Genomic DNA, 17,627 nt, shown 5'->3' with positions numbered 1-17,627 from the left:
ATCCAAGGACTTTTTTCATGTTCACCACCGCGATCGCTGGCAGTTTGCCCAAACCCTCTTGGTTGGCCGAGACCGAAAAACTCTGGCCCCAGTGGACCAGCCAAGGCCCCGAGTTGCAGCAAGCCAAAGCCGACGCCACGCTGCTCTGGATCAAAGCGCAAGAAGATGCAGGGCTGGACGTGATTGGTGACGGCGAACAAGCCCGCCAGCACTTTGTGCATGGCTTTGTCGAGCAGGTCGAGGGCATCGATTTTGTGAACAAGGTCACCATGGGCATCCGCAACAACCGCTACGACGCGCAGGTGCCACAGGTGGTAGCCCCGCTGCGCCTGAGGGGCCGTGTGCACGCCTTTGAAGCGCAACTGGCGCGTGCCCACACGAAGAAAAAACTCAAATTCACCTTGCCTGGCCCGATGACGATTGTGGACACCGTGGCCGACCGCTTTTATGGCGACAAGGTCAAGATGGCCATGGCCTTTGCCGAGTTGCTCAACCAAGAAGCACTGGCGCTGCAGGCCGATGGCGTGGACATCATCCAGTTCGACGAACCGGCCTTCAACGTCTACATGGACGAGGCCGCCGACTGGGGCGTGCAGGCGCTGGAGATCGCCGCGCGCGGCCTGAGCTGCACCACCGCCGTGCACATTTGCTACGGCTACGGCATTGAGGCCAACAACAACTGGAAAAAGACGCTGGGCGACGAATGGCGTCAGTATGAAAAAGTCTTCCCAGCCTTGGCCAAGAGCAGCATCCAGCAAGTGAGCCTGGAGTGCATGCACTCGCATGTGCCGATGGAGATGATGAAACTGCTGGAAGGCAAAGACGTGATGGTGGGCGTGATCGATGTGGCCAATCCGGCCATCGAAACCGCCGAAGAAATCGCCGACACGATTGGTCGCGCTTTGCAGTTCGTACCCAAGCACCGCCTGATTGCGTGCACCAACTGCGGCTTGGCCCCGATGAGCCGCGCTGTGGCCGAGGCCAAACTCAAGGCCCTGGCCGAAGGCGCGAAACTGGCCAGCCAGCGTTACGCTTGAATTCAGGACTGAGCGCAGTCCTCCAGGGCGATGTCATCGGGCATGCTGAGCACGCCCGTGACCGGGTCATAGCCGACCCGGCGCAGGTGCAGGGCCAGTGCGGCATCCATGGATTGGGTGTGCTTGGCAAACCATTGCCCCAATTCGGCCGCCATGTTGCGGATCGGTGCCAAGTCGCCAGATTCGCCCAAGCGCAGGCCCTCTTGCATGACTTTCAACACCACCTTGTGTTGCGTGCTGTGGATGTGGTCGGAAGAAAATTGCGTCATGTGCATCCAGCGCTCTTCCCGCTCAAAAACGCGGGCGGTGTGTTGCACCAGATCGCGCCAGCGTGATGCCAAAACCGGATCGGGGGCTTCATGCGCGAGGTCCAGTAAGCTGACCAAGGTTTTGTGCCCATCGTCCATGCCGGGCATGTCCAGCGACAAGGCGTCGCTCCATTGCAATCTGCTCATCGTCGGTCCTTTTCTGATGCCCCAGCTTAGGGTGCCAATGGACTGCGGACTTTGACGCAGGTCAGGCTTGAGGATGGAAAAGCCTTGCTCTGCGCCATCTGCTGAGGCCAGGATCGGCGGGGCGTTATGCTTGCGTCCTTTGCCTGATCTCCTGGACGTTTTCATGCCCCAATCAACGCTGCTGCCCCCTTTGACCGCACCCGATCAACTCCAGGCCACTTTGGCCGTGCAAGGCTTTGCGGTGCTCGACGCCACAAGTGTTGGCGCTTTGGCGGGTGTCTCGATCGCGGACTTGCAAGCGCTGGAGCCGAGCTGGAACGATTTGCCAGCCGACCAGCACCTCAAGGACGGTGGGCGTTACCGCCGCCGCCGTCATGCCAGTTTTGAATTGACAGGCCAAGAGGTGCAGGCGGTACCGCACCGGGCGCATTGGCAACCCCTGTCTTACAACGCTTTGCACGGCGGCATGCAGCGCTGGTTTGAGCCGATGTCGCCCGAGGTGGTGCAGCAAGCCGCTTGGCAAAAATTGCTGTGTTGGCTCGGTCATGTGGCCTCTGCGGCGCAAGGCCCGCAAACCTGGTTCACTGAAGCGCACCAGTTCCGCATCGACACCACTGACGGCATTGGCCGACCCACACCCGAGGGGGCGCACCGCGATGGCGTGAACTGGGTGGCGGTGTTTTTGGTGGGACGCCAGGGCATCAAGGGCGGCGAAACCCGGGTGTTTGACATGGACAGCCCGCGTGGACAGCGTTTCACCTTGAGCGAGCCGTGGTCGGTGCTGCTGCTGGACGACAGCCGCGTGATTCATGAAACCACCCCCATCCAACCCGAACAACCGGGCGGCTGGCGCGACACCTTGGTGGTCACGCTGCGCTCGGGCGGTTTTTTGGACGACCCAGCGCCCTGATCAATCGCGGAAGTTGTCGAAGGACAGTGGCAACTCGGTCATGTCTTTGCGCAGCAGGGCCATGGCGGCTTGCAGGTCATCGCGCTTGGCACCGTTCACGCGCACCGCATCGCCCTGGATGGATGCTTGAACCTTGATCTTGCTGTCCTTGATGAGGCGGGTGATCTTTTTGGCATCTTCGGTCTCGATGCCGTTTTTCACCTTGACCACCTGCTTGACCTTGTCGCCGCCGATTTTCTCGACTTTGCCAATGTCCAAAAAACGCACATCCACATTGCGCTTGGTCAGTTTGTTGCGCAGGATGTCTTCGACTTGCGTGAGCTGAAACTCGGCGTCACCGAACATGGTGATCTCTTTGTCCTTGAGTTCAATGGCCGCAGACGTGCCTTTGAAGTCAAAACGGGTGCCGATCTCTTTGGCAGAGGTGTCGACGGCATTGCGCACTTCGACCATATTGGGTTCGCAAACGGTGTCAAACGAGGGCATGGTGGTGAAAATCCGAGTGTTGAGAGTGCGACAATTCTCCCATGTTCCTTGAGAAAAATGTCCCGCTGCAGCCTTACAACACCTTCGGCATCGCCGCCAAGGCCCAGGCGTTGCTGCGGGTGCACTCAGAGGCCGATTTGCTGGCGCTGTTGGCCGACCCGCACCTGGCCACTTGGCCGCGTCAAGTGCTGGGGGGCGGCAGCAACATCGTGCTGACCGGTGACGTGAAAGCCTTGGTGCTCAAGGTCGAGGTGCCGGGCATTCGCCTGGCCCATGAGACCGACAAACACTGGGTGATCGAGGCGGGCGCGGGCGTGGACTGGCACGCACTGGTCGTCTGGACGCTGGACCACGGCTATCCGGGCCTGGAAAACATGGCCCTGATCCCCGGCACCGTGGGCGCATCGCCCGTGCAAAACATTGGCGCTTACGGCGTGGAGCTGCAAGACCGCTTTGACTCGCTCGACGCCATGGACCTGTTCACCGGCGAATTGTTCAGCCTGAATGCCGCGCAATGCGGCTTCAGCTACCGCGATTCGGTGTTCAAACACGCTTCTTCTGGAGCCGAGGGTTTGGGCTTGGCCGGGCGGGCGGTGATTTTGCGCGTGCGTTTTGCGCTGCCCAAGCGCTGGAAACCCGAGCTGGCCTACCTGGACCTGCAACGCAAGATGGCCGAGACCGGCATGCACAGCCCCGATGCGCGGCAAATTTTTGACTGGGTGGTGGCCATTCGCCGGGCCAAACTGCCCGACCCGGCGGTGATTGGCAACGCGGGCAGTTTTTTTAAAAACCCCACGGTCACGCCCGAACAATGCGCCGACATCATCGCCCGCGACCCGAAAGTGGTGCATTACCCAATGCCCGACGGCAGCATCAAGCTGGCGGCCGGCTGGTTGATCGACGCCTGCGGTTGGAAAGGCAAGAGCGTGGGCCATGCCGGGGTCTATGAAAAACAGGCGCTGGTGCTGGTCAATCGGGGTGGACGCGAGAACCCCTGCACCGGGGGCGAGGTGATGACCCTGGCCAAAGCCATTCAAACCAGTGTGTACGAGCGCTTTGGCATTCGGCTGGAGCCTGAGCCTGTGGTGATTTGATTCTGGGCGTTTGTGGTGCTTCGCCGCACCGGTTTGTGGCCCGAACGGCCAACCTCGTACTCGCTTCGCTCGCCAAATCGGCCGATCTGCTCAGGCCCCTACACGGGGCTATTGCTCCAGCCCGATGAAGTTGCAATATCCATGAAACCATTGTCATCCCGGGTGAAGACCCGGGATCCAGTGCGCACCATGGCCCCTTTGAAAAATCGGCAGCATGCACTGGATCCCATCTCAAGGCCGGGATGGTAAAAAAACAAGGCCGAGATGACCCAGCTGGGGATTGAGCCAGGGCACCTGCAAACTTCACATGGCCGGATCAAGAGACGGGTCTTGGCTGCTTTACCTGTAAATGTGGGTGGTTTTTTGATCTTATGAGGTCAAATAAGATCGCAGACATGGAAATATTTTGAAATTTGACCTCATGAGGATAAATTATCGACATGGCATCTGTTTTCTGTCACAGTATGACCCCATGAGGTCAAAATATGATCATTGAAGAGTCCAATCTGAGTGAGTTGGCCAAAGTGCTGGAAATCGAGCGCAAACGTCAAAAGCTTTCACGTGAAGAGGCTGCGTCGGTTTGCGGGGTGAGCGCTTCTTTTATTCGCGATGCAGAGTCTGCCCCGCAAAACTGCAGCTTGGGCAAGCTCGTGAGACTGATCCATGGTTTGGGGCTGAGCCTGGACCTTATGGGCTTGCCTCAAGCGCAAGTCTTGGGGCAGCACCCGGCCCGTGCGATTGGGCGGCCTGACTTTGGGGTGTCAGACGATCGGATCGTCACCGCCCAAGGTGAACCCTCATGATCAGGCTGCGTGTGTGGGCCAATGCCCAGCCTGTAGGGTGGTTGGGGCATGAGGCGGCGCAGTACTTTTTTCAATACGACGTGCAGTGGGTTCAGGATGAGGCTGCATTTCCGTTGGCCCCTCAGTTTGAATTGCGGACCGAGCCCTTCAGAGGCGACGCGGTCAAGACGTTCTTTGCGAATTTGTTGCCCGAAGGCACACCGCTGGACGAAGTCTTGAGTCAGATGCCGATTCGCAACGCCAACACCTTCGAACTGATGGGCGAGTTGGGAGCTGAATTGCCCGGCGTGCTCTCTGTTTTGCCAGAAGCACAGGCACCAGACACACAGCAAACTTACAGCAAGTTGTCTCAAGAAACCTTGAGTGCACGGGTCAGGGCGCGTGCCAGCGGCCAACCGTTGCTGACTTCCAATGCCCAAACGCGCATGTCTCTGGCTGGTGCGCAAGACAAAGTCGGCTTGCGTTACGACGATCGGCGAGATGTCTTGTATAACAGCGTGGGCGGCGCGCCGACCACACACATTGCCAAACCGGATTCGAGGCTGCACAAGTACCAGCCGAGTGCGATCAACGAGTATTTGTGCATGAAGTTGGCGCATGAGATGCGTTTGCCCGTACCGCCTGTTCATTTGTTGCAGGTGCCCGAGACCGTGTATCTGGTGCAGCGATATGACCGCCGGATCACCCGTGCCGGGGTGGTCTGTTTGCATCAGATTGATGCGTGCCAGTTGCTGAGCGTGGGTGCTGACTGGAAGTACGAGCGGCAAGGTGGTTTCGTGAGTCTCCCCAAAATTGTGAAAGCCTTTCGTGATGTGAAGCTGCCGGGCAAAGACTTGCTTTCAGTGCAGCGGTGGGTGATGTTCAATTACTTGATTGGCAACAGCGATGCACATGCCAAAAATATTTCAGTGATGGTCAACAACCAAGCTTACGGGCTTGCGCCTTTTTACGACCTCATGTGTGTGCAAGCCTATGGCGACCATGATTTGGCATTGTTCATCGGTGATGAGAGCACTTACGAGACGGTCGGGGTCCATTCCTGGAAAGCGTTTTGTCATGACTGTGGTTTTGCTTTCAAACCCACCATGGCCTTGTTTCGAAAAATGGCCAAAGATGTGCGCAGGTGTTGGGACAAAACGGTGAGCACCGCTATCAGACAATACCCGCTGACCTCCGCTGAAAGAGCGCTGATCGAGCGGATTGGGGCCATCATTGATGCGAACAGCAGAGCCGCGTCATCGATGTCCCAGCCATGACAGGTTCAACAAAAGCGACGACACCAAGGCATGAGCTCTCTGAGCACCACGGCCAAGGCCTGCCGCTGAAACGCTTACCGGGTTGGGGCAAGGCTGCACGGCGCTGAATTTCTGGTGTAGTGCTACCATGTACTTTATTTGTAACACATGGAGCTGATATGAGTGATGCAACCTTCACCTTTCGAGTCGAGGAATCATTGAAAGAGCAGTTCACTTTAGCGGCCAAAGGGCGGGATCGCAGCGGTGCACAACTGCTCCGTGATTTCATGCGTGAATTTGTTTTGCAACAACAAGCATCGACCGACCATGAGGTCTGGTTTCGTCAGCAGGTTCAGGCGGGACTGGATTCGGCCAATGCCGGAAATCTGGTTTCCGCAGCGGATGTCGAGGCGCAATTCGCGGCGCGTCGTGCAGCCACTCGCGGCAAGCTTGAAGCGGCTGGCTGATGGATTTGTTTTGGACACCCGAGGCCATTGCGGACCGGGAGGGTATTTATGACTACATCGAAGCCGACAAACCCACTGCGGCGTTGGCATTGGATGAAATATTCTCGGAAAAAGCCTGGCTTTTGATCCACCATCCGGGCTTGGGACGAAAGGGCAGGGTGATGGGAACGCGTGAGCTGGTGGTGCACCCCAATTACTTGCTGGTTTACGACGTAGTGGGCGAACATGTCCGCGTCCTTCGGGTACTGCATGCCGCCATGCAATGGCCGCCGTCCAATTAACCAGATGTTGCCAATCACGCAGCCTTGTCACTGCGGGCAGCCGGACGAGCCGATTTGGCGAGCGAAGCGAGCATGAGGCGGGCCGGCTGGCCGCAGTGACAAGGCGGAGAACGTCCACAAAACAAGCAAGACAACAAAAAACGGCCAAAAGGCCGTTTTTTGTTGGAACATCACAAGCATCACTTCTTGCCGTTGCCGTCCAGTTTGTAGATGTGTGGGCCTTCCCCAACCGACAACAAACCGGTGTGCGCGTAGATGCCCAGTTTGGCGCGGGTATCCACGATGTCAAGGTTGCGCATGGTCAATTGGCCAATGCGGTCGAGCGGACTGAACGGCGCGTCTTCCACTTTTTCCATCGACAAACGCTCTGGGGCGTAGGTCAGGTTGGGTGATTCGGTGTTCAAGATGCTGTAGTCGTTGCCACGGCGCAGCTCCAGCGTCACGGTGCCGGTCACGGCGCGGGCCACCCAGCGCTGGGCGGTTTCGCGCAGCATGATGCACTGCGGGTCAAACCAGCGGCCTTGGTACAACAAACGTCCCAGCTTCAAGCCGTTCATGCGGTACTGCTCGATGGTGTCTTCGTTGTGGATGCCGGTGACCAAGCGTTCGTAGGCGATGTGCAGCAGCGCCATGCCGGGGGCTTCGTAGATGCCGCGGCTCTTGGCCTCGATGATGCGGTTTTCGATCTGGTCGCTCATGCCCAGGCCGTGGCGACCACCGATTTCGTTGGCTTTGAGGAACAGCTCAACCGGGTCGGCGTATGCCACACCATTGAGGGCCACGGGCATGCCTTCTTCAAAGCGCACGCTGACCTCTTCGGCCTTGACGTCGACTTCGGGTTTCCAGAACGCCACGCCCATGATGGGGTTGACGATTTTCATGCCGCTTTGCAGGCTTTCCAGGTCTTTGGCTTCGTGGGTCGCGCCCAGCATGTTGCTGTCGGTGGAGTAGGCCTTTTCGGCGCTCATCTTGTAGCCAAAGCCGTTGGCGCTCATGAAGGCGCTCATTTCGGCGCGGCCGCCCAGCTCATCGATGAACAGCTGGTCCAGCCAGGGCTTGTAGATTTTCAGGCTCGGATTGGTCAGCAGGCCGTAACGGTAAAAGCGCTCGATGTCGTTGCCCTTGAAGGTGCTGCCGTCGCCCCAGATGTTGACCTCGTCTTCCTTCATGGCGGCCACCAGCATGGTGCCGGTGACGGCGCGGCCCAGTGGCGTGGTGTTGAAGTAGGTGATGCCGCCGGTGGAGATGTGGAAGGCGCCACTTTGGATGGCGGCAATGCCTTCATAGGCCAGCTGGGTGCGGCAGTCGACCAGGCGGGCTTTTTCGGCACCGTAGGCCATCGCTTTGCGCGGAATTTCGTTGTAGTCGGCTTCGTCAGGCTGGCCCAGGTTGGCGGTGTAGGCATAGGGCAGGGCGCCCTTTTGTTTCATCCACAGCAGGGCGGCCGAGGTGTCCAGGCCGCCCGAGAAGGCGATGCCGACTTTTTGCCCTTTGGGCAGGTTTTGCAAGATGGTGCTCATGGGGTTTTCAACAAGTCAATTTTGTTCGTTCATGTGACCCAGTCACTTCGTCACTGCGGGCAAAGCGAAGCGGCCCATGGATCGCCACGCTTCGCTCGCGATGACGCAAGCTGGGCTTGGCGGTGACGCTGGCTGGCACTTGCGATGACGCAAGCTGGGCTTGGCGGTGATGCAGGCTGACACTTGCGATGACGCAGGCTGACACTTGCGATGACGCAGGCTGACACTTGCGATGACGCAAGCTGGGCTTGGCGGTGACGCAGGCTGACACTTGCGATGACGCAAGCTGGGCTTGGCGGTGACGCAGGCTGACACTTGCGATGACGCAAGCTGGGCTTGGCGGTGACGCAGGCTGGGCTTGGCGACAGCTGGCATGGGCAATGACGAGCGGCTTAAGCAAAGTGGCAGATGTAGTGGTAGGGCTCGCCGCCCTCGGGAATACGTATCTCGAACTTGGAGTTGCCGGGCACGCTGAATTGTTCGCCCGCGCTGGACTTGACCCATTCGGTGCTGCCCTCGAGTTTGTATTCGCAAGAGCCGCCCACGCATTCCATGATCTCGGGTGCGCCGGTGTTGAAGGTCAGCGTGGCGGGCAAGATCACGCCCACCGACAGTTTGGTGCCGTCGGCCAGGGTCAGGCCGTGGCTGACGCACTTGCCGTCAAAGTAAACATTGGCTTGGGTGTTGACGCAGACGCCGTCGATGGTGTGGGTGGTCATGGGCTGAACAGACAAAGGTTGGCGGGGTAAGAGCGCCCGCAAAAAAGCGCGGCACGCAGGCCGCGCACAGGTTAAGACCACACTATTTTAGGCCACCCCACTTTGGCCAATGGGCTTGAGCAAAGCGCTTGTCAAGCGATGATCCCCGACACCGCTGTTTCCAAGGCCGGTGTCAAAGGCATCGGTGCGGTATTTCAACGCCAGTACTGGCGGTCATCACGAAGAGGGTGTCGAACACCGGGTGGCCGATCAGAGGGATGGCGGTGACTGGGGTGACGAGCCACCGGTCGGTTGGCACGCCAGCTCAGGTCGATGTGTGTGTGAAGGGATGGCCGGCTGCGGTAAACCGGGGCATGCCAATACACCGGCGCAGGGTGGTACACCGGTGCCGTGCCATACACAGGGGCGGGCAGGTACACCACTTGCGGTGGCTGGGTGATGACGGTGACTTGCTCTGGCGCAGGCGGGGCTTGGTTGCGCATGTCCTGCACTTGTGGCGTGATGCTCAGGGCGATGGTGGGGCCTGGATCTTGTGGCAGTTGAGCGCTGTATTGTTTGCCTGCGTATTCGTAAACCACGTTGTAGGCGACCAGGCGATTTTCGTAGGCGGTTTGCGTGCTGCAGTGGGTCTGGTTGACGCTGTGGCTGGTGCTGGGCGCTTCGATCCGGTCGCCAACCATGGCACCACCCACAATGCCGATCATGGTGGCCAAAGCTCGGCCCGAGCCATCGCCCACCGCATTGCCCATGGCCCCGCCAGCGATGGCTCCCATCAAGGCACCAGCCCCTGACGTGGATGACACGGCCACTGGGGTCTGTACGCAGGTTTGCCGAGGCACAGCCACAGCTTGGTAAACCGCAGTGCGGGAGATGACTTGGCCAAGCTCTTGGGCCGTGACCACCCCATGGGTCGAAAAGGCCATGACCAGCAGGGCAGTGGAGATGATGGGCTGTTTCATGGGCGTTTCCCCGGTGGTGAATGTGCGTTCAGTGTAGGCAAGCTGTGGTCAAAAGCGTGTGTGCGGCTTGTAAAGTTGGGTAACAGTCAAGGGTGTTTGCGATGCAAAACAGATCAAAAATCCGGCAGTTCAGGGTTCAGGTCGGCCATTGCTCTGGCAAAAAGCCCACCGTGATGCGGCCCGATGGCCATGCAATCACAGGCCGTTTGATGGTGCTGGCATGCGCCAGCATGACGGCCTTGGCGCTGGCACGGTCGGTCACGCCCGCTTGTCGCTCAGCATCCAACTGACGCCAAGTCGATCCTTTGCGGTTGAGCAGGGTCTCCCAGCCGACCGCGCTCAGCCACTGGTCGAGCTCGGCTTCAGGCACGCCTTGCTTTTTGAAATCGTGAAAAGCCGCTTGCAGGCCTTGCTGGGCCAACCAGGTGCGGGCCTTTTTGACGCTGTCGCAATTGGGAATGCCGTAAACAATGAGGACCATGGGGGCGTGCAGAAATGGGATGGAAGCAGACTGGGCGACAATCGCCGCATATGAAGACTTTACAGGAATGGCTTGACTGGTGCGAGCAGCTGCACCCCGTGGCGATTGACATGGGCTTGGAGCGCGTGAAAACCGTGGCGGACCGCATGGCGCTGCGTTTTGACTGTCCCGTGATCACGGTGGCGGGCACCAATGGCAAAGGCTCAACCTGCGCCATGTTGGAGGCGGTTTTGCTGCAAGCGGGCTACCGCACCGGGGTCTACACCTCGCCCCACTTGGTGCGTTTTGAAGAGCGCTGCCGCTTGCATGGCGAGTCGGCCTCGACCGACGAGTTTGCCGCTGCTTTTGCGGCCGTGGAGGCGGTGCGCGGCGAGGTCAGCCTGACGTATTTTGAATTCAGCACGCTGGCCATCTTGCACATGATGGCTCAGGCCCATCTGGACGTGGCGATTTTGGAAGTCGGCATGGGTGGGCGCCTGGATGCGGTGAACATCATCGACGCCGATTGTGCGGTGATCACCAGCATCGACATCGACCACGCCGCCATCTTGGGCAAAGACCGCGAGCGCATTGGCTTTGAAAAGGCGGGCATCGTGCGGGCCAGACGGCCTGTCATCGTGAGCGACCCGGTGCCACCGCAAAGCGTGTTGGACCATGCGGCCGCCTTGGGAGCCGATGTCTGGTTGTTTGGCCGGGATTTCAATTTTTCGGGCGACAAGCAGCAATGGGCCTGGGCTGGGCGCGAGCGCCGTTACAGCGGCATGGCCTACCCGGCTTTGCGCGGGGCCAACCAGCTGATCAATGCCTCGGGCGTGTTGGCCGCCTTGGATGCTTTGCGCCAGCGCATTCCTGTCACCGCCCAAGCGGTGCGCAATGGCTTGGCCATGGTCGAGTTGCCCGGGCGTTTTCAGATCGTGCCAGGCCAGCCGGTTTTGGTGCTGGATGTGGCGCACAACCCCCATTCGGTGGCGGCGCTGGCGGTCAATCTGGATGCCATGGGTTTTTACCCCACCACCCATGCCGTGCTGGGGGCCATGGCGGACAAAGACCTGTTGGCCATGCTGCAGCGCGTCAACCCCATGGTGGACCGTTGGTATTTCACCGATTTGCCCGTGCCCCGTGCGGCCAAAGCCTTGGATTTGCAGCAGGCCTGGCAGGCGCAAAACACCCGTGCAGACACCGCGTCCAGCGTGTACGCAGACCCCTTGTCGGCCCTGCAGGCGGCCATCGAAGCGGCAGACCCGGCTGATAGAATTGTCGTCTTTGGCTCTTTTTACACGGTGGGCGGTGTTTTGAAAGACGGCATCCCGCGTTTGCTGGCCAAACACCTCACCCCCTGAACACCTGTCATGGCGTTTTTCAAGTTCCGTTCCCCCGGTCAAGATGCCTCGTCAGAGGCCCTTGGCGCAAGCCCAGGTGAAGGCATCGAAGTGCTGCGACGCCGAGCCCGTCACCGCTTGATGGGGGCCGTGGTCTTGGTGTCTTTGGCGGTGGTGGGTTTTCCACTGGTGTTTGACACCCAGCCGCGCCCGGTTGCAGTGGACACCCCCATTTTGATGCCTGACCGCTACCCGACAGACGCTTTGCGTGGTGCCGCCCAAGACCCGGTTCAGCCGCTGACGCCTGGCAAGCCTGCGCTGCCTGCGCAAGCGGGCCTTGACGACAACGAAGAGCAGGTCGCCTTGCCTTCTTCCGACCCGGGTGCATCCTCGCGAGTGCCAGCACAGCCGCCAGCCGCACTCAGCGCACCCGCCGCGCCCGCCAAGCCTCAGGCACTTGCTGAAAAAAACGAAGCCAAGTCGCCAGTCAAGCCCGCAGCCCCGCAGCCTGCGAAGCCTGAATCCAAGCCAAGGGACGACGGCAGCAAAGCCCGCGCCCTGTTGGAGGGGAGGACGCCCCCCCCTCCCATCGCCAGACCCAATGCCAGTGCCAGTGCCAGTGCCAGTGCCCCCACAAGGCATGTGGTTCAGGTTGGGGCTTTCACAGACCCTGCCAAGGTGCGTGAAGTCCGGCGCAAGTTGGAGCAAGCCGGTTGGGTCACTTTCATCCAGGTCATCGACGGCAAGGCCAGCCAGCCCACCACCCGCATTCGCGTGGGCCCTTTTGCCAGCCGCGAAGAGGCCGACCAAGCCGCCGCCAAAATTCGGCGACTCGATTTGTCGCCCGCTGTGTTGAAGCTCTGACGTGCAAATGGCCCTGACGGACTTGATTTTGTTGGGGCTCTTGCTGGCTTCCATGTTGGTGGGTCTTTGGCGTGGTTTGGTGTATGAAGTGCTGTCTTTGGCGGGTTGGGTTGTCGCCTTTGCCATGGCCCAATGGTTTGCGGTCGATGTGGCGGGTTTGTTGCCCTACTTGGATGAAGCGGCTACCCAGGTTCAATATGCGGTGGGTTTTGCATTGGTTTTTATCGCCGTTCTTTTTGCCGCAGGACTGGTGTCTTGGTTGGTCAAAAAGTTGGTGGAAACCGTTGGTTTGCGCCCGATAGACCGGGCCTTGGGGGGGATTTTTGGTTTGGCCCGTGGATTGGTATTGCTGTTGGCGCTGACGTTGGTTTTGCAGCTGCTGGGCATGGCATCTGGGTCTTGGTGGCAAAACGCTGTGGGTCCGGTGTGGCTTGACACAATGCTCAAAGGCTTAAAGCCCATGCTGCCACCAGCGCTGTTGAATTTTTTGCCCTGAGGACGTTGGGGTGTTTCGATTTTTGAACGGATAAACAGCTATGTGTGGAATTGTTGGCGTTGTCAGCAGCGCTCCGGTCAACCAGATGATTTACGACGCCTTGTTGCTGCTGCAGCACAGGGGCCAAGACGCGGCGGGCATCGTCACGCAACTGGACCGCAAGTTTTTCATGCACAAGGCCAAGGGCATGGTGCGCGACGTGTTTCGCACCCGCAACATGCGCAGCTTGCCGGGCAACTGCGGCTTGGGCCAGGTGCGCTACCCCACGGCGGGCAACGCTTTCAGCGAAGAAGAGGCCCAGCCCTTTTACGTCAACGCACCCTTTGGCTTGGTGTTGGTGCACAACGGCAACTTGACCAACGCGCAGGCGCTGAAGGCCGAGCTTTTTTCCAACGACCACCGCCACATCAACACCGACAGCGACTCCGAGGTCTTGCTCAACGTGTTGGCGCATGAACTGGAAAAAACCACCCGCGGCTTGCCCCTCAAGCCCGTGGACGTGTTCGAGGCCGTGCGCGGCGTGAACCGCCGTGTCAAAGGCTCTTATGCGGTGATCGCCTTGATCGCGGGCCATGGCTTGGTGGCTTTTCGTGACCCGCACGGCATCCGCCCTTTGTGCATGGGTCGTGGTGAAGACGGCTCCATCATGCTGGCCAGCGAATCGGTGGCCCTGGACGGCACGGCGCACCAGTTTGAGCGCGATGTGGCCCCGGGCGAAGCCATTTTTGTGGATCTGAACGCTCAGGTGCACACGCAGGCTTGCTCTGAAAAAGCGCAGCTCAGCCCCTGTATTTTTGAGTATGTGTACCTGGCTCGACCCGACTCCACCATGGATGGCATCTCGGTCTACCAGGCCCGTTTGAATTTGGGCGAAACCTTGGCCAAGCGTGTCATCTCGACGGTGCCGCCCAGCGACATCGATGTGATCATTCCCATCCCAGAATCGAGCCGACCCAGTGCCACGCAGTTGGCGCATTTGTTGGGCATTCCTTACCGCGAGGGTTTTGTCAAAAACCGTTACGTGGGCCGCACCTTCATCATGCCGGGTCAGGCGGTGCGCAAAAAGTCGGTGCGCCAAAAGCTCAACACCATCGTGAGCGAATTCAAGGGCCGCAACGTGCTGCTGGTCGATGACTCCATCGTGCGCGGCACCACCAGCCGAGAAATCGTGCAGATGGCCCGAGACGCGGGCGCGCGCAAGGTTTACCTGGCCAGCGCTGCGCCCCCTGTGCGCTACCCCAATGTGTATGGCATCGACATGCCGACCAGCCAAGAGTTGGTGGCCCATGGCCGCAGCATCGAAGAGATCCGACAGATCATTGGCTGCGACGCCTTGATATACCAGGACGTGGACGCCATGAAAACCGCGGTGGCCCAAGCGCGTGTCAATGCGGCCGGTGCGCTGTCGGATTTCGACGCTTCTTGCTTTGACGGCGTGTACGTGACGGGCGATATCTCTGCCGACGACATCAACCGTTTGAACCAAACCCGCCCTCAAACCGAAGAGGGCGATGACGACAACTCGCGTTTGGCCTTGCCCAACGCCAGCGTGTGAGCTCCCACCATGACCGCATCCAACCGATTTGACGACCTGCACATTGACACCTTGGCCGTGCGTGCGGCGGTCGAGCGCAGCCAGTATGGCGAGAACTCCGAGGCCCTTTACCTGACCAGTGGTTACGTGCAGCCCACGGCCGAAGCCGCAGCGCGTCGATTCGCGGGCGACGAAGAGGGCTACACCTATGGCCGTTACGGCAACCCCACGGTGAGCAGCATGGAAATGCGCTTGGCCGCCATGGAAGGCACAGAAGCCGCGATGGGCACCTCATCGGGCATGTCGGCCATTTTGATGATGTGCATGGGCCTTTTGAAGGCGGGCGACCATGTGGTGTGCTCGCGCTCCATGTTCGGCTCGACCATCAAGCTGATTGGTTCTGATTTGGCCAAGTTTGGTGTCGAATCGAGTTTTGTCTCGCAGACCGATTTGAAGGAATGGCAAGCAGCGGTCCGTCCCAACACCCAGCTCTTGTTTGCAGAAACGCCCACCAACCCTTTGACCGAGGTGTGCGACATCCAAGCCCTGGCCGACATGGCGCACAACGCGGGTGCCTTGTTGGCGCTGGACAACTGCTTTGCCACGCCTGCTTTGCAACGCCCTGTGGCCATGGGGGCCGACATCATCATGCACTCGGGCACCAAGTACCTTGATGGCCAAGGCCGCGTGATGGCGGGGGCGCTGTGCGCCTCGCAGCAAATGATCACCGAGAAGTTTTTGCCGGTGCTCAAAAGCGGGGGCATGAGCTTGGCACCCTTCAATGCTTGGGTCGTTTTGAAGGGGCTGGAAACACTGGACTTGCGCATGCGTGCCCAATCTGCACGTGCGCTGGCGCTGGCCGAGTGGCTAGAGAAACACCCCGCCGTGGCGCGCGTGCACTACCCCGGCTTGGCCAGTCACCCGCAGCACGACTTGGCCATGCGCCAAATGTCGGGTTTGGGCGGGGCCGTGGTGTCATTTGACATGAAGGCCGACAGCCCCGAGCAATCGCGGGCACATGCCTTTCATGTGCTCAACGCGATGCAAATGCTGTCCTTGTCCACCAATTTGGGGGACACCAAAACCCTGGTGGCCCACCCGGCCAGCACCTCGCATGGCCGCCTGACCGAGGCCCAGCGCCAAGCCGCCGGCATTGGCCAAGGCCTGATCCGTGTGGCGGTCGGTTTGGAGCATCCCCAAGACGTGCAAAAAGACCTGTCCCTTGGCCTCGACACCCTTTGATATGACGAACAAGCTCCCCATTGCTGACAGCAACCCCACGCGTGCCCGCACCCGAACCCGTTTTGCCCCATCGCCCACCGGCTTCATCCACCTGGGCAACATCCGCTCGGCCCTCTACCCCTGGGCCTTTGCCCGCGCCACCGGCGGCGACTTCATTTTGCGCATCGAAGACACCGACTTGGACCGCTCCACACAAGCGTCGGTGGATGTGATCATCGAAGGCATGGCTTGGCTGGAACTGAACCACGACGAAGGCCCCTTTTACCAAATGCAGCGCATGGACCGCTACAAAGCGGTGCTGGCCGATTTGATCGCGGCCGGACATGTCTACCCCTGTTACGTGAGCGTGGCCGAGTTGGACGCGTTGCGCGAACGTCAAATGGCCAACAAGGAAAAACCCCGTTACGACGGCACCTGGCGTCCTGCCGAGGGCAAAAGCTTGCCCGCCATCCCGGCAGGTGTCAAACCCGTGCTGCGCTTCAAAAACCCCATCGGCGGTGTGGTGGCTTGGGACGACAAGGTCAAAGGCCGCATCGAGATCAGCAACGACGAGTTGGACGACCTGGTGATTGCCCGGCCCGATGGCACGCCGACCTACAACTTCTGTGTGGTGGTGGACGACATCGACATGCAGATCACGCACGTCATCCGCGGCGATGACCATGTGAACAACACCCCGCGCCAAATCAACATCTTCCAAGCCTTGGGTCAAGAGCCACCGGTGTACGCCCACCTGCCCACCGTGCTCAACGAGCAGGGCGAGAAGATGAGCAAGCGCAACGGCGCCAAAGCCGTGACGGCTTACCGCGACGAGGGTTATCTGCCTGACGCCATGGTCAACTATTTGGCCCGCTTGGGCTGGAGCCACGGCGACGACGAAATTTTCAGCCGTGCCCAGTTCATCGACTGGTTCAATCTGGACCACCTGGGCCGCAGCGCCGCGCAGTTTGACGAAGCCAAGCTGAAATGGGTCAATGCCCAGCACCTCAAGGCCATGGACGATGCGGCATTGGCCCAACATGTTTTGCCCTTTTTGTCCCCACTGGGTGTCACGCCTGACGAGCGCTTAGCCACCCTCTGCGGTTTGTTCAAAGACCGCTGTGACACGCTGGTGGTGTTGGCCAAGTGGATTTCGGCCTTCTATGTGGACGTGGTGCCCCATCCCGAGGAAAAAGCTTTGCATGTGACCGAGGCCGTTCAACCCGCACTGGCATTGTTGGCCGACAAGTTGGCGGTGTGCGATTGGGACAAGCCATCGATTGCGGCGGCGGTCAAGGCGACCTTGGCCGAAACCGGCCTGAAGATGCCGCTCTTGGCCATGCCTGTGCGTGTCTTGGTCATGGGCACGGCGCAGACGCCCTCACTGGATGCGGTGCTGGCCTTGAGCAAAAGAGAAAAAATTCTGCAAAGACTGAGAAACGCCTGAATTTTCTGTCTATAATTTGAGGCTCGACACCAACGAGGTCTTCTGCTCAAACAGCAATGTTCAAGCGGTATTCCAAAGGGGGTATAGCTCAGCTGGGAGAGCGCTTGCATGGCATGCAAGAGGTCAGCGGTTCGATCCCGCTTACCTCCACCAAAGTGTCGAGATGATTCGCAAGAATCCGTCCAGGTTATGACCCTATCGTCTAGAGGCCTAGGACATCACCCTTTCACGGTGAGTACCGGGGTTCGAATCCCCGTAGGGTCGCCAAGTTTTGTAGCACTTGGCCAGTTTGCATCAGC

Annotated in this window: 19 protein-coding genes and 2 tRNA genes; 15 read left to right on the top strand and 6 right to left on the bottom strand. The window is 59.6% G+C overall.

The window, feature by feature from the left end; all coding sequences use genetic code 11:
- Positions 1-17 precede the first annotated feature (17 nt).
- On the top strand, positions 18-1,037 hold the full coding sequence (locus ACIQ39_RS04285) for a methionine synthase (RefSeq protein WP_396433374.1): 1,020 nt from the start codon (positions 18-20) through the stop codon (positions 1,035-1,037).
- Between the two features lie 2 nt (positions 1,038-1,039).
- On the opposite strand, the gene ACIQ39_RS04280 is transcribed toward ACIQ39_RS04285, so the two are convergent.
- Complete coding sequence (locus ACIQ39_RS04280; RefSeq protein ID WP_396433373.1) at positions 1,040-1,492, bottom strand: hemerythrin; 453 nt, start codon at positions 1,490-1,492, stop codon at positions 1,040-1,042.
- A gap of 163 nt (positions 1,493-1,655) precedes the next feature.
- On the opposite strand from ACIQ39_RS04280, the gene ACIQ39_RS04275 reads away from it, so the two are divergent.
- The gene (locus ACIQ39_RS04275) at positions 1,656-2,402 is read left to right on the top strand and encodes a 2OG-Fe dioxygenase family protein (protein ID WP_396433372.1); all 747 of its coding nucleotides are present in this window, start codon (positions 1,656-1,658) and stop codon (positions 2,400-2,402) included.
- Here the strand turns inward: ACIQ39_RS04275 and ACIQ39_RS04270 are convergent, their stop codons facing one another.
- The gene (locus ACIQ39_RS04270; protein ID WP_396433371.1) at positions 2,403-2,888 is read right to left on the bottom strand and encodes a YajQ family cyclic di-GMP-binding protein; all 486 of its coding nucleotides are present in this window, start codon (positions 2,886-2,888) and stop codon (positions 2,403-2,405) included.
- Between the two features lie 41 nt (positions 2,889-2,929).
- Between ACIQ39_RS04270 and murB the strand changes: the two genes are divergently transcribed.
- From murB to ACIQ39_RS04245, 5 genes are all read left to right on the top strand, one after another.
- Complete coding sequence (murB, locus tag ACIQ39_RS04265; RefSeq protein ID WP_396433370.1) at positions 2,930-3,982, top strand: UDP-N-acetylmuramate dehydrogenase; 1,053 nt, start codon at positions 2,930-2,932, stop codon at positions 3,980-3,982.
- 485 nt (positions 3,983-4,467) lie between these two features.
- A complete protein-coding gene (locus tag ACIQ39_RS04260; RefSeq protein ID WP_396433369.1) occupies positions 4,468-4,785 on the top strand; it encodes a helix-turn-helix domain-containing protein in 318 nt (105 codons plus the stop codon).
- Positions 4,782-6,041 carry a HipA domain-containing protein gene (locus tag ACIQ39_RS04255; protein ID WP_396433368.1) on the top strand — a complete coding sequence of 420 codons (1,260 nt, stop codon included), beginning with the start codon at positions 4,782-4,784 and terminating at the stop codon, positions 6,039-6,041. Before ACIQ39_RS04260 ends, ACIQ39_RS04255 begins: the two co-directional genes overlap by 4 nt.
- A gap of 158 nt (positions 6,042-6,199) precedes the next feature.
- Complete coding sequence (locus tag ACIQ39_RS04250) at positions 6,200-6,487, top strand: CopG family ribbon-helix-helix protein (protein ID WP_396433367.1); 288 nt, start codon at positions 6,200-6,202, stop codon at positions 6,485-6,487.
- Positions 6,487-6,768 (top strand): type II toxin-antitoxin system RelE/ParE family toxin, encoded by a 282-nt coding sequence (locus ACIQ39_RS04245; RefSeq protein WP_396433366.1) that lies wholly within the window; start codon positions 6,487-6,489, stop codon positions 6,766-6,768. The genes ACIQ39_RS04250 and ACIQ39_RS04245 overlap by 1 nt, the downstream gene beginning before the upstream one ends.
- A gap of 179 nt (positions 6,769-6,947) precedes the next feature.
- On the opposite strand, the gene argG is transcribed toward ACIQ39_RS04245, so the two are convergent.
- The 4 genes from argG to ACIQ39_RS04225 form a co-directional block, all read right to left on the bottom strand.
- Positions 6,948-8,288 (bottom strand): argininosuccinate synthase, encoded by a 1,341-nt coding sequence (gene argG, locus ACIQ39_RS04240; protein WP_396433365.1) that lies wholly within the window; start codon positions 8,286-8,288, stop codon positions 6,948-6,950.
- A 392-nt stretch (positions 8,289-8,680) separates the two neighbouring features.
- Entirely contained in the window at positions 8,681-9,007 is a 327-nt protein-coding gene (locus ACIQ39_RS04235) for a pyrimidine/purine nucleoside phosphorylase (protein WP_396433364.1), read from the bottom strand.
- Between the two features lie 194 nt (positions 9,008-9,201).
- The gene (locus tag ACIQ39_RS04230) at positions 9,202-9,966 is read right to left on the bottom strand and encodes a hypothetical protein (protein ID WP_396433363.1); all 765 of its coding nucleotides are present in this window, start codon (positions 9,964-9,966) and stop codon (positions 9,202-9,204) included.
- A 136-nt stretch (positions 9,967-10,102) separates the two neighbouring features.
- Positions 10,103-10,447, bottom strand: coding sequence for an arsenate reductase (locus tag ACIQ39_RS04225; protein WP_396433362.1), 345 nt, complete (start codon positions 10,445-10,447; stop codon positions 10,103-10,105).
- A gap of 50 nt (positions 10,448-10,497) precedes the next feature.
- On the opposite strand from ACIQ39_RS04225, the gene folC reads away from it, so the two are divergent.
- The 8 genes from folC to ACIQ39_RS04185 all read left to right on the top strand — a co-directional run bounded on the left by folC (position 10,498) and on the right by ACIQ39_RS04185 (position 17,595).
- Positions 10,498-11,787 carry a bifunctional tetrahydrofolate synthase/dihydrofolate synthase gene (folC, locus tag ACIQ39_RS04220; protein WP_396433361.1) on the top strand — a complete coding sequence of 430 codons (1,290 nt, stop codon included), beginning with the start codon at positions 10,498-10,500 and terminating at the stop codon, positions 11,785-11,787.
- Positions 11,788-11,796: 9 nt separating this feature from the next.
- Entirely contained in the window at positions 11,797-12,630 is an 834-nt protein-coding gene (locus ACIQ39_RS04215) for an SPOR domain-containing protein (protein WP_396433360.1), read from the top strand.
- Between the two features lie 7 nt (positions 12,631-12,637).
- Positions 12,638-13,126 carry a CvpA family protein gene (locus ACIQ39_RS04210; RefSeq protein WP_396433359.1) on the top strand — a complete coding sequence of 163 codons (489 nt, stop codon included), beginning with the start codon at positions 12,638-12,640 and terminating at the stop codon, positions 13,124-13,126.
- A 40-nt stretch (positions 13,127-13,166) separates the two neighbouring features.
- Positions 13,167-14,681 (top strand): amidophosphoribosyltransferase, encoded by a 1,515-nt coding sequence (gene purF, locus ACIQ39_RS04205; RefSeq protein WP_396433358.1) that lies wholly within the window; start codon positions 13,167-13,169, stop codon positions 14,679-14,681.
- Between the two features lie 9 nt (positions 14,682-14,690).
- A complete protein-coding gene (locus tag ACIQ39_RS04200; RefSeq protein WP_396433357.1) occupies positions 14,691-15,902 on the top strand; it encodes an O-succinylhomoserine sulfhydrylase in 1,212 nt (403 codons plus the stop codon).
- A 1-nt stretch (position 15,903) separates the two neighbouring features.
- On the top strand, positions 15,904-17,328 hold the full coding sequence (gltX, locus tag ACIQ39_RS04195; RefSeq protein WP_396433356.1) for a glutamate--tRNA ligase: 1,425 nt from the start codon (positions 15,904-15,906) through the stop codon (positions 17,326-17,328).
- Between the two features lie 77 nt (positions 17,329-17,405).
- Positions 17,406-17,481, top strand: a tRNA-Ala gene (locus ACIQ39_RS04190).
- Between the two features lie 38 nt (positions 17,482-17,519).
- A tRNA-Glu gene (locus ACIQ39_RS04185) sits at positions 17,520-17,595 on the top strand.
- Positions 17,596-17,627 lie beyond the last annotated feature (32 nt).

The sequence above is a fragment of the Limnohabitans sp. genome, from assembly GCF_044361645.1.
GTDB lineage: Bacteria > Pseudomonadota > Gammaproteobacteria > Burkholderiales > Burkholderiaceae_C > Limnohabitans_A.
The sequence above is the reverse complement of the archived record's forward strand: the minus strand, read 5'-3'. Positions and strand labels throughout refer to the sequence as shown.

Bases quoted from the DNA above. Each gene is read 5' to 3' on its own strand.
- ACIQ39_RS04285 (WP_396433374.1), top strand. From the start codon at position 18: ATGTTCACCACCGCGATCGCTGGCAGTTTGCCCAAACCCTCTTGGTTG.
- ACIQ39_RS04280 (WP_396433373.1), bottom strand. From the start codon at position 1,492: ATGAGCAGATTGCAATGGAGCGACGCCTTGTCGCTGGACATGCCCGGC.
- ACIQ39_RS04275 (WP_396433372.1), top strand. From the start codon at position 1,656: ATGCCCCAATCAACGCTGCTGCCCCCTTTGACCGCACCCGATCAACTC.
- ACIQ39_RS04270 (WP_396433371.1), bottom strand. From the start codon at position 2,888: ATGCCCTCGTTTGACACCGTTTGCGAACCCAATATGGTCGAAGTGCGC.
- murB (WP_396433370.1), top strand. From the start codon at position 2,930: ATGTTCCTTGAGAAAAATGTCCCGCTGCAGCCTTACAACACCTTCGGC.
- ACIQ39_RS04260 (WP_396433369.1), top strand. From the start codon at position 4,468: ATGATCATTGAAGAGTCCAATCTGAGTGAGTTGGCCAAAGTGCTGGAA.
- ACIQ39_RS04255 (WP_396433368.1), top strand. From the start codon at position 4,782: ATGATCAGGCTGCGTGTGTGGGCCAATGCCCAGCCTGTAGGGTGGTTG.
- ACIQ39_RS04250 (WP_396433367.1), top strand. From the start codon at position 6,200: ATGAGTGATGCAACCTTCACCTTTCGAGTCGAGGAATCATTGAAAGAG.
- ACIQ39_RS04245 (WP_396433366.1), top strand. From the start codon at position 6,487: ATGGATTTGTTTTGGACACCCGAGGCCATTGCGGACCGGGAGGGTATT.
- argG (WP_396433365.1), bottom strand. From the start codon at position 8,288: ATGAGCACCATCTTGCAAAACCTGCCCAAAGGGCAAAAAGTCGGCATC.
- ACIQ39_RS04235 (WP_396433364.1), bottom strand. From the start codon at position 9,007: ATGACCACCCACACCATCGACGGCGTCTGCGTCAACACCCAAGCCAAT.
- ACIQ39_RS04230 (WP_396433363.1), bottom strand. From the start codon at position 9,966: ATGAAACAGCCCATCATCTCCACTGCCCTGCTGGTCATGGCCTTTTCG.
- ACIQ39_RS04225 (WP_396433362.1), bottom strand. From the start codon at position 10,447: ATGGTCCTCATTGTTTACGGCATTCCCAATTGCGACAGCGTCAAAAAG.
- folC (WP_396433361.1), top strand. From the start codon at position 10,498: ATGAAGACTTTACAGGAATGGCTTGACTGGTGCGAGCAGCTGCACCCC.
- ACIQ39_RS04215 (WP_396433360.1), top strand. From the start codon at position 11,797: ATGGCGTTTTTCAAGTTCCGTTCCCCCGGTCAAGATGCCTCGTCAGAG.
- ACIQ39_RS04210 (WP_396433359.1), top strand. From the start codon at position 12,638: ATGGCCCTGACGGACTTGATTTTGTTGGGGCTCTTGCTGGCTTCCATG.
- purF (WP_396433358.1), top strand. From the start codon at position 13,167: ATGTGTGGAATTGTTGGCGTTGTCAGCAGCGCTCCGGTCAACCAGATG.
- ACIQ39_RS04200 (WP_396433357.1), top strand. From the start codon at position 14,691: ATGACCGCATCCAACCGATTTGACGACCTGCACATTGACACCTTGGCC.
- gltX (WP_396433356.1), top strand. From the start codon at position 15,904: ATGACGAACAAGCTCCCCATTGCTGACAGCAACCCCACGCGTGCCCGC.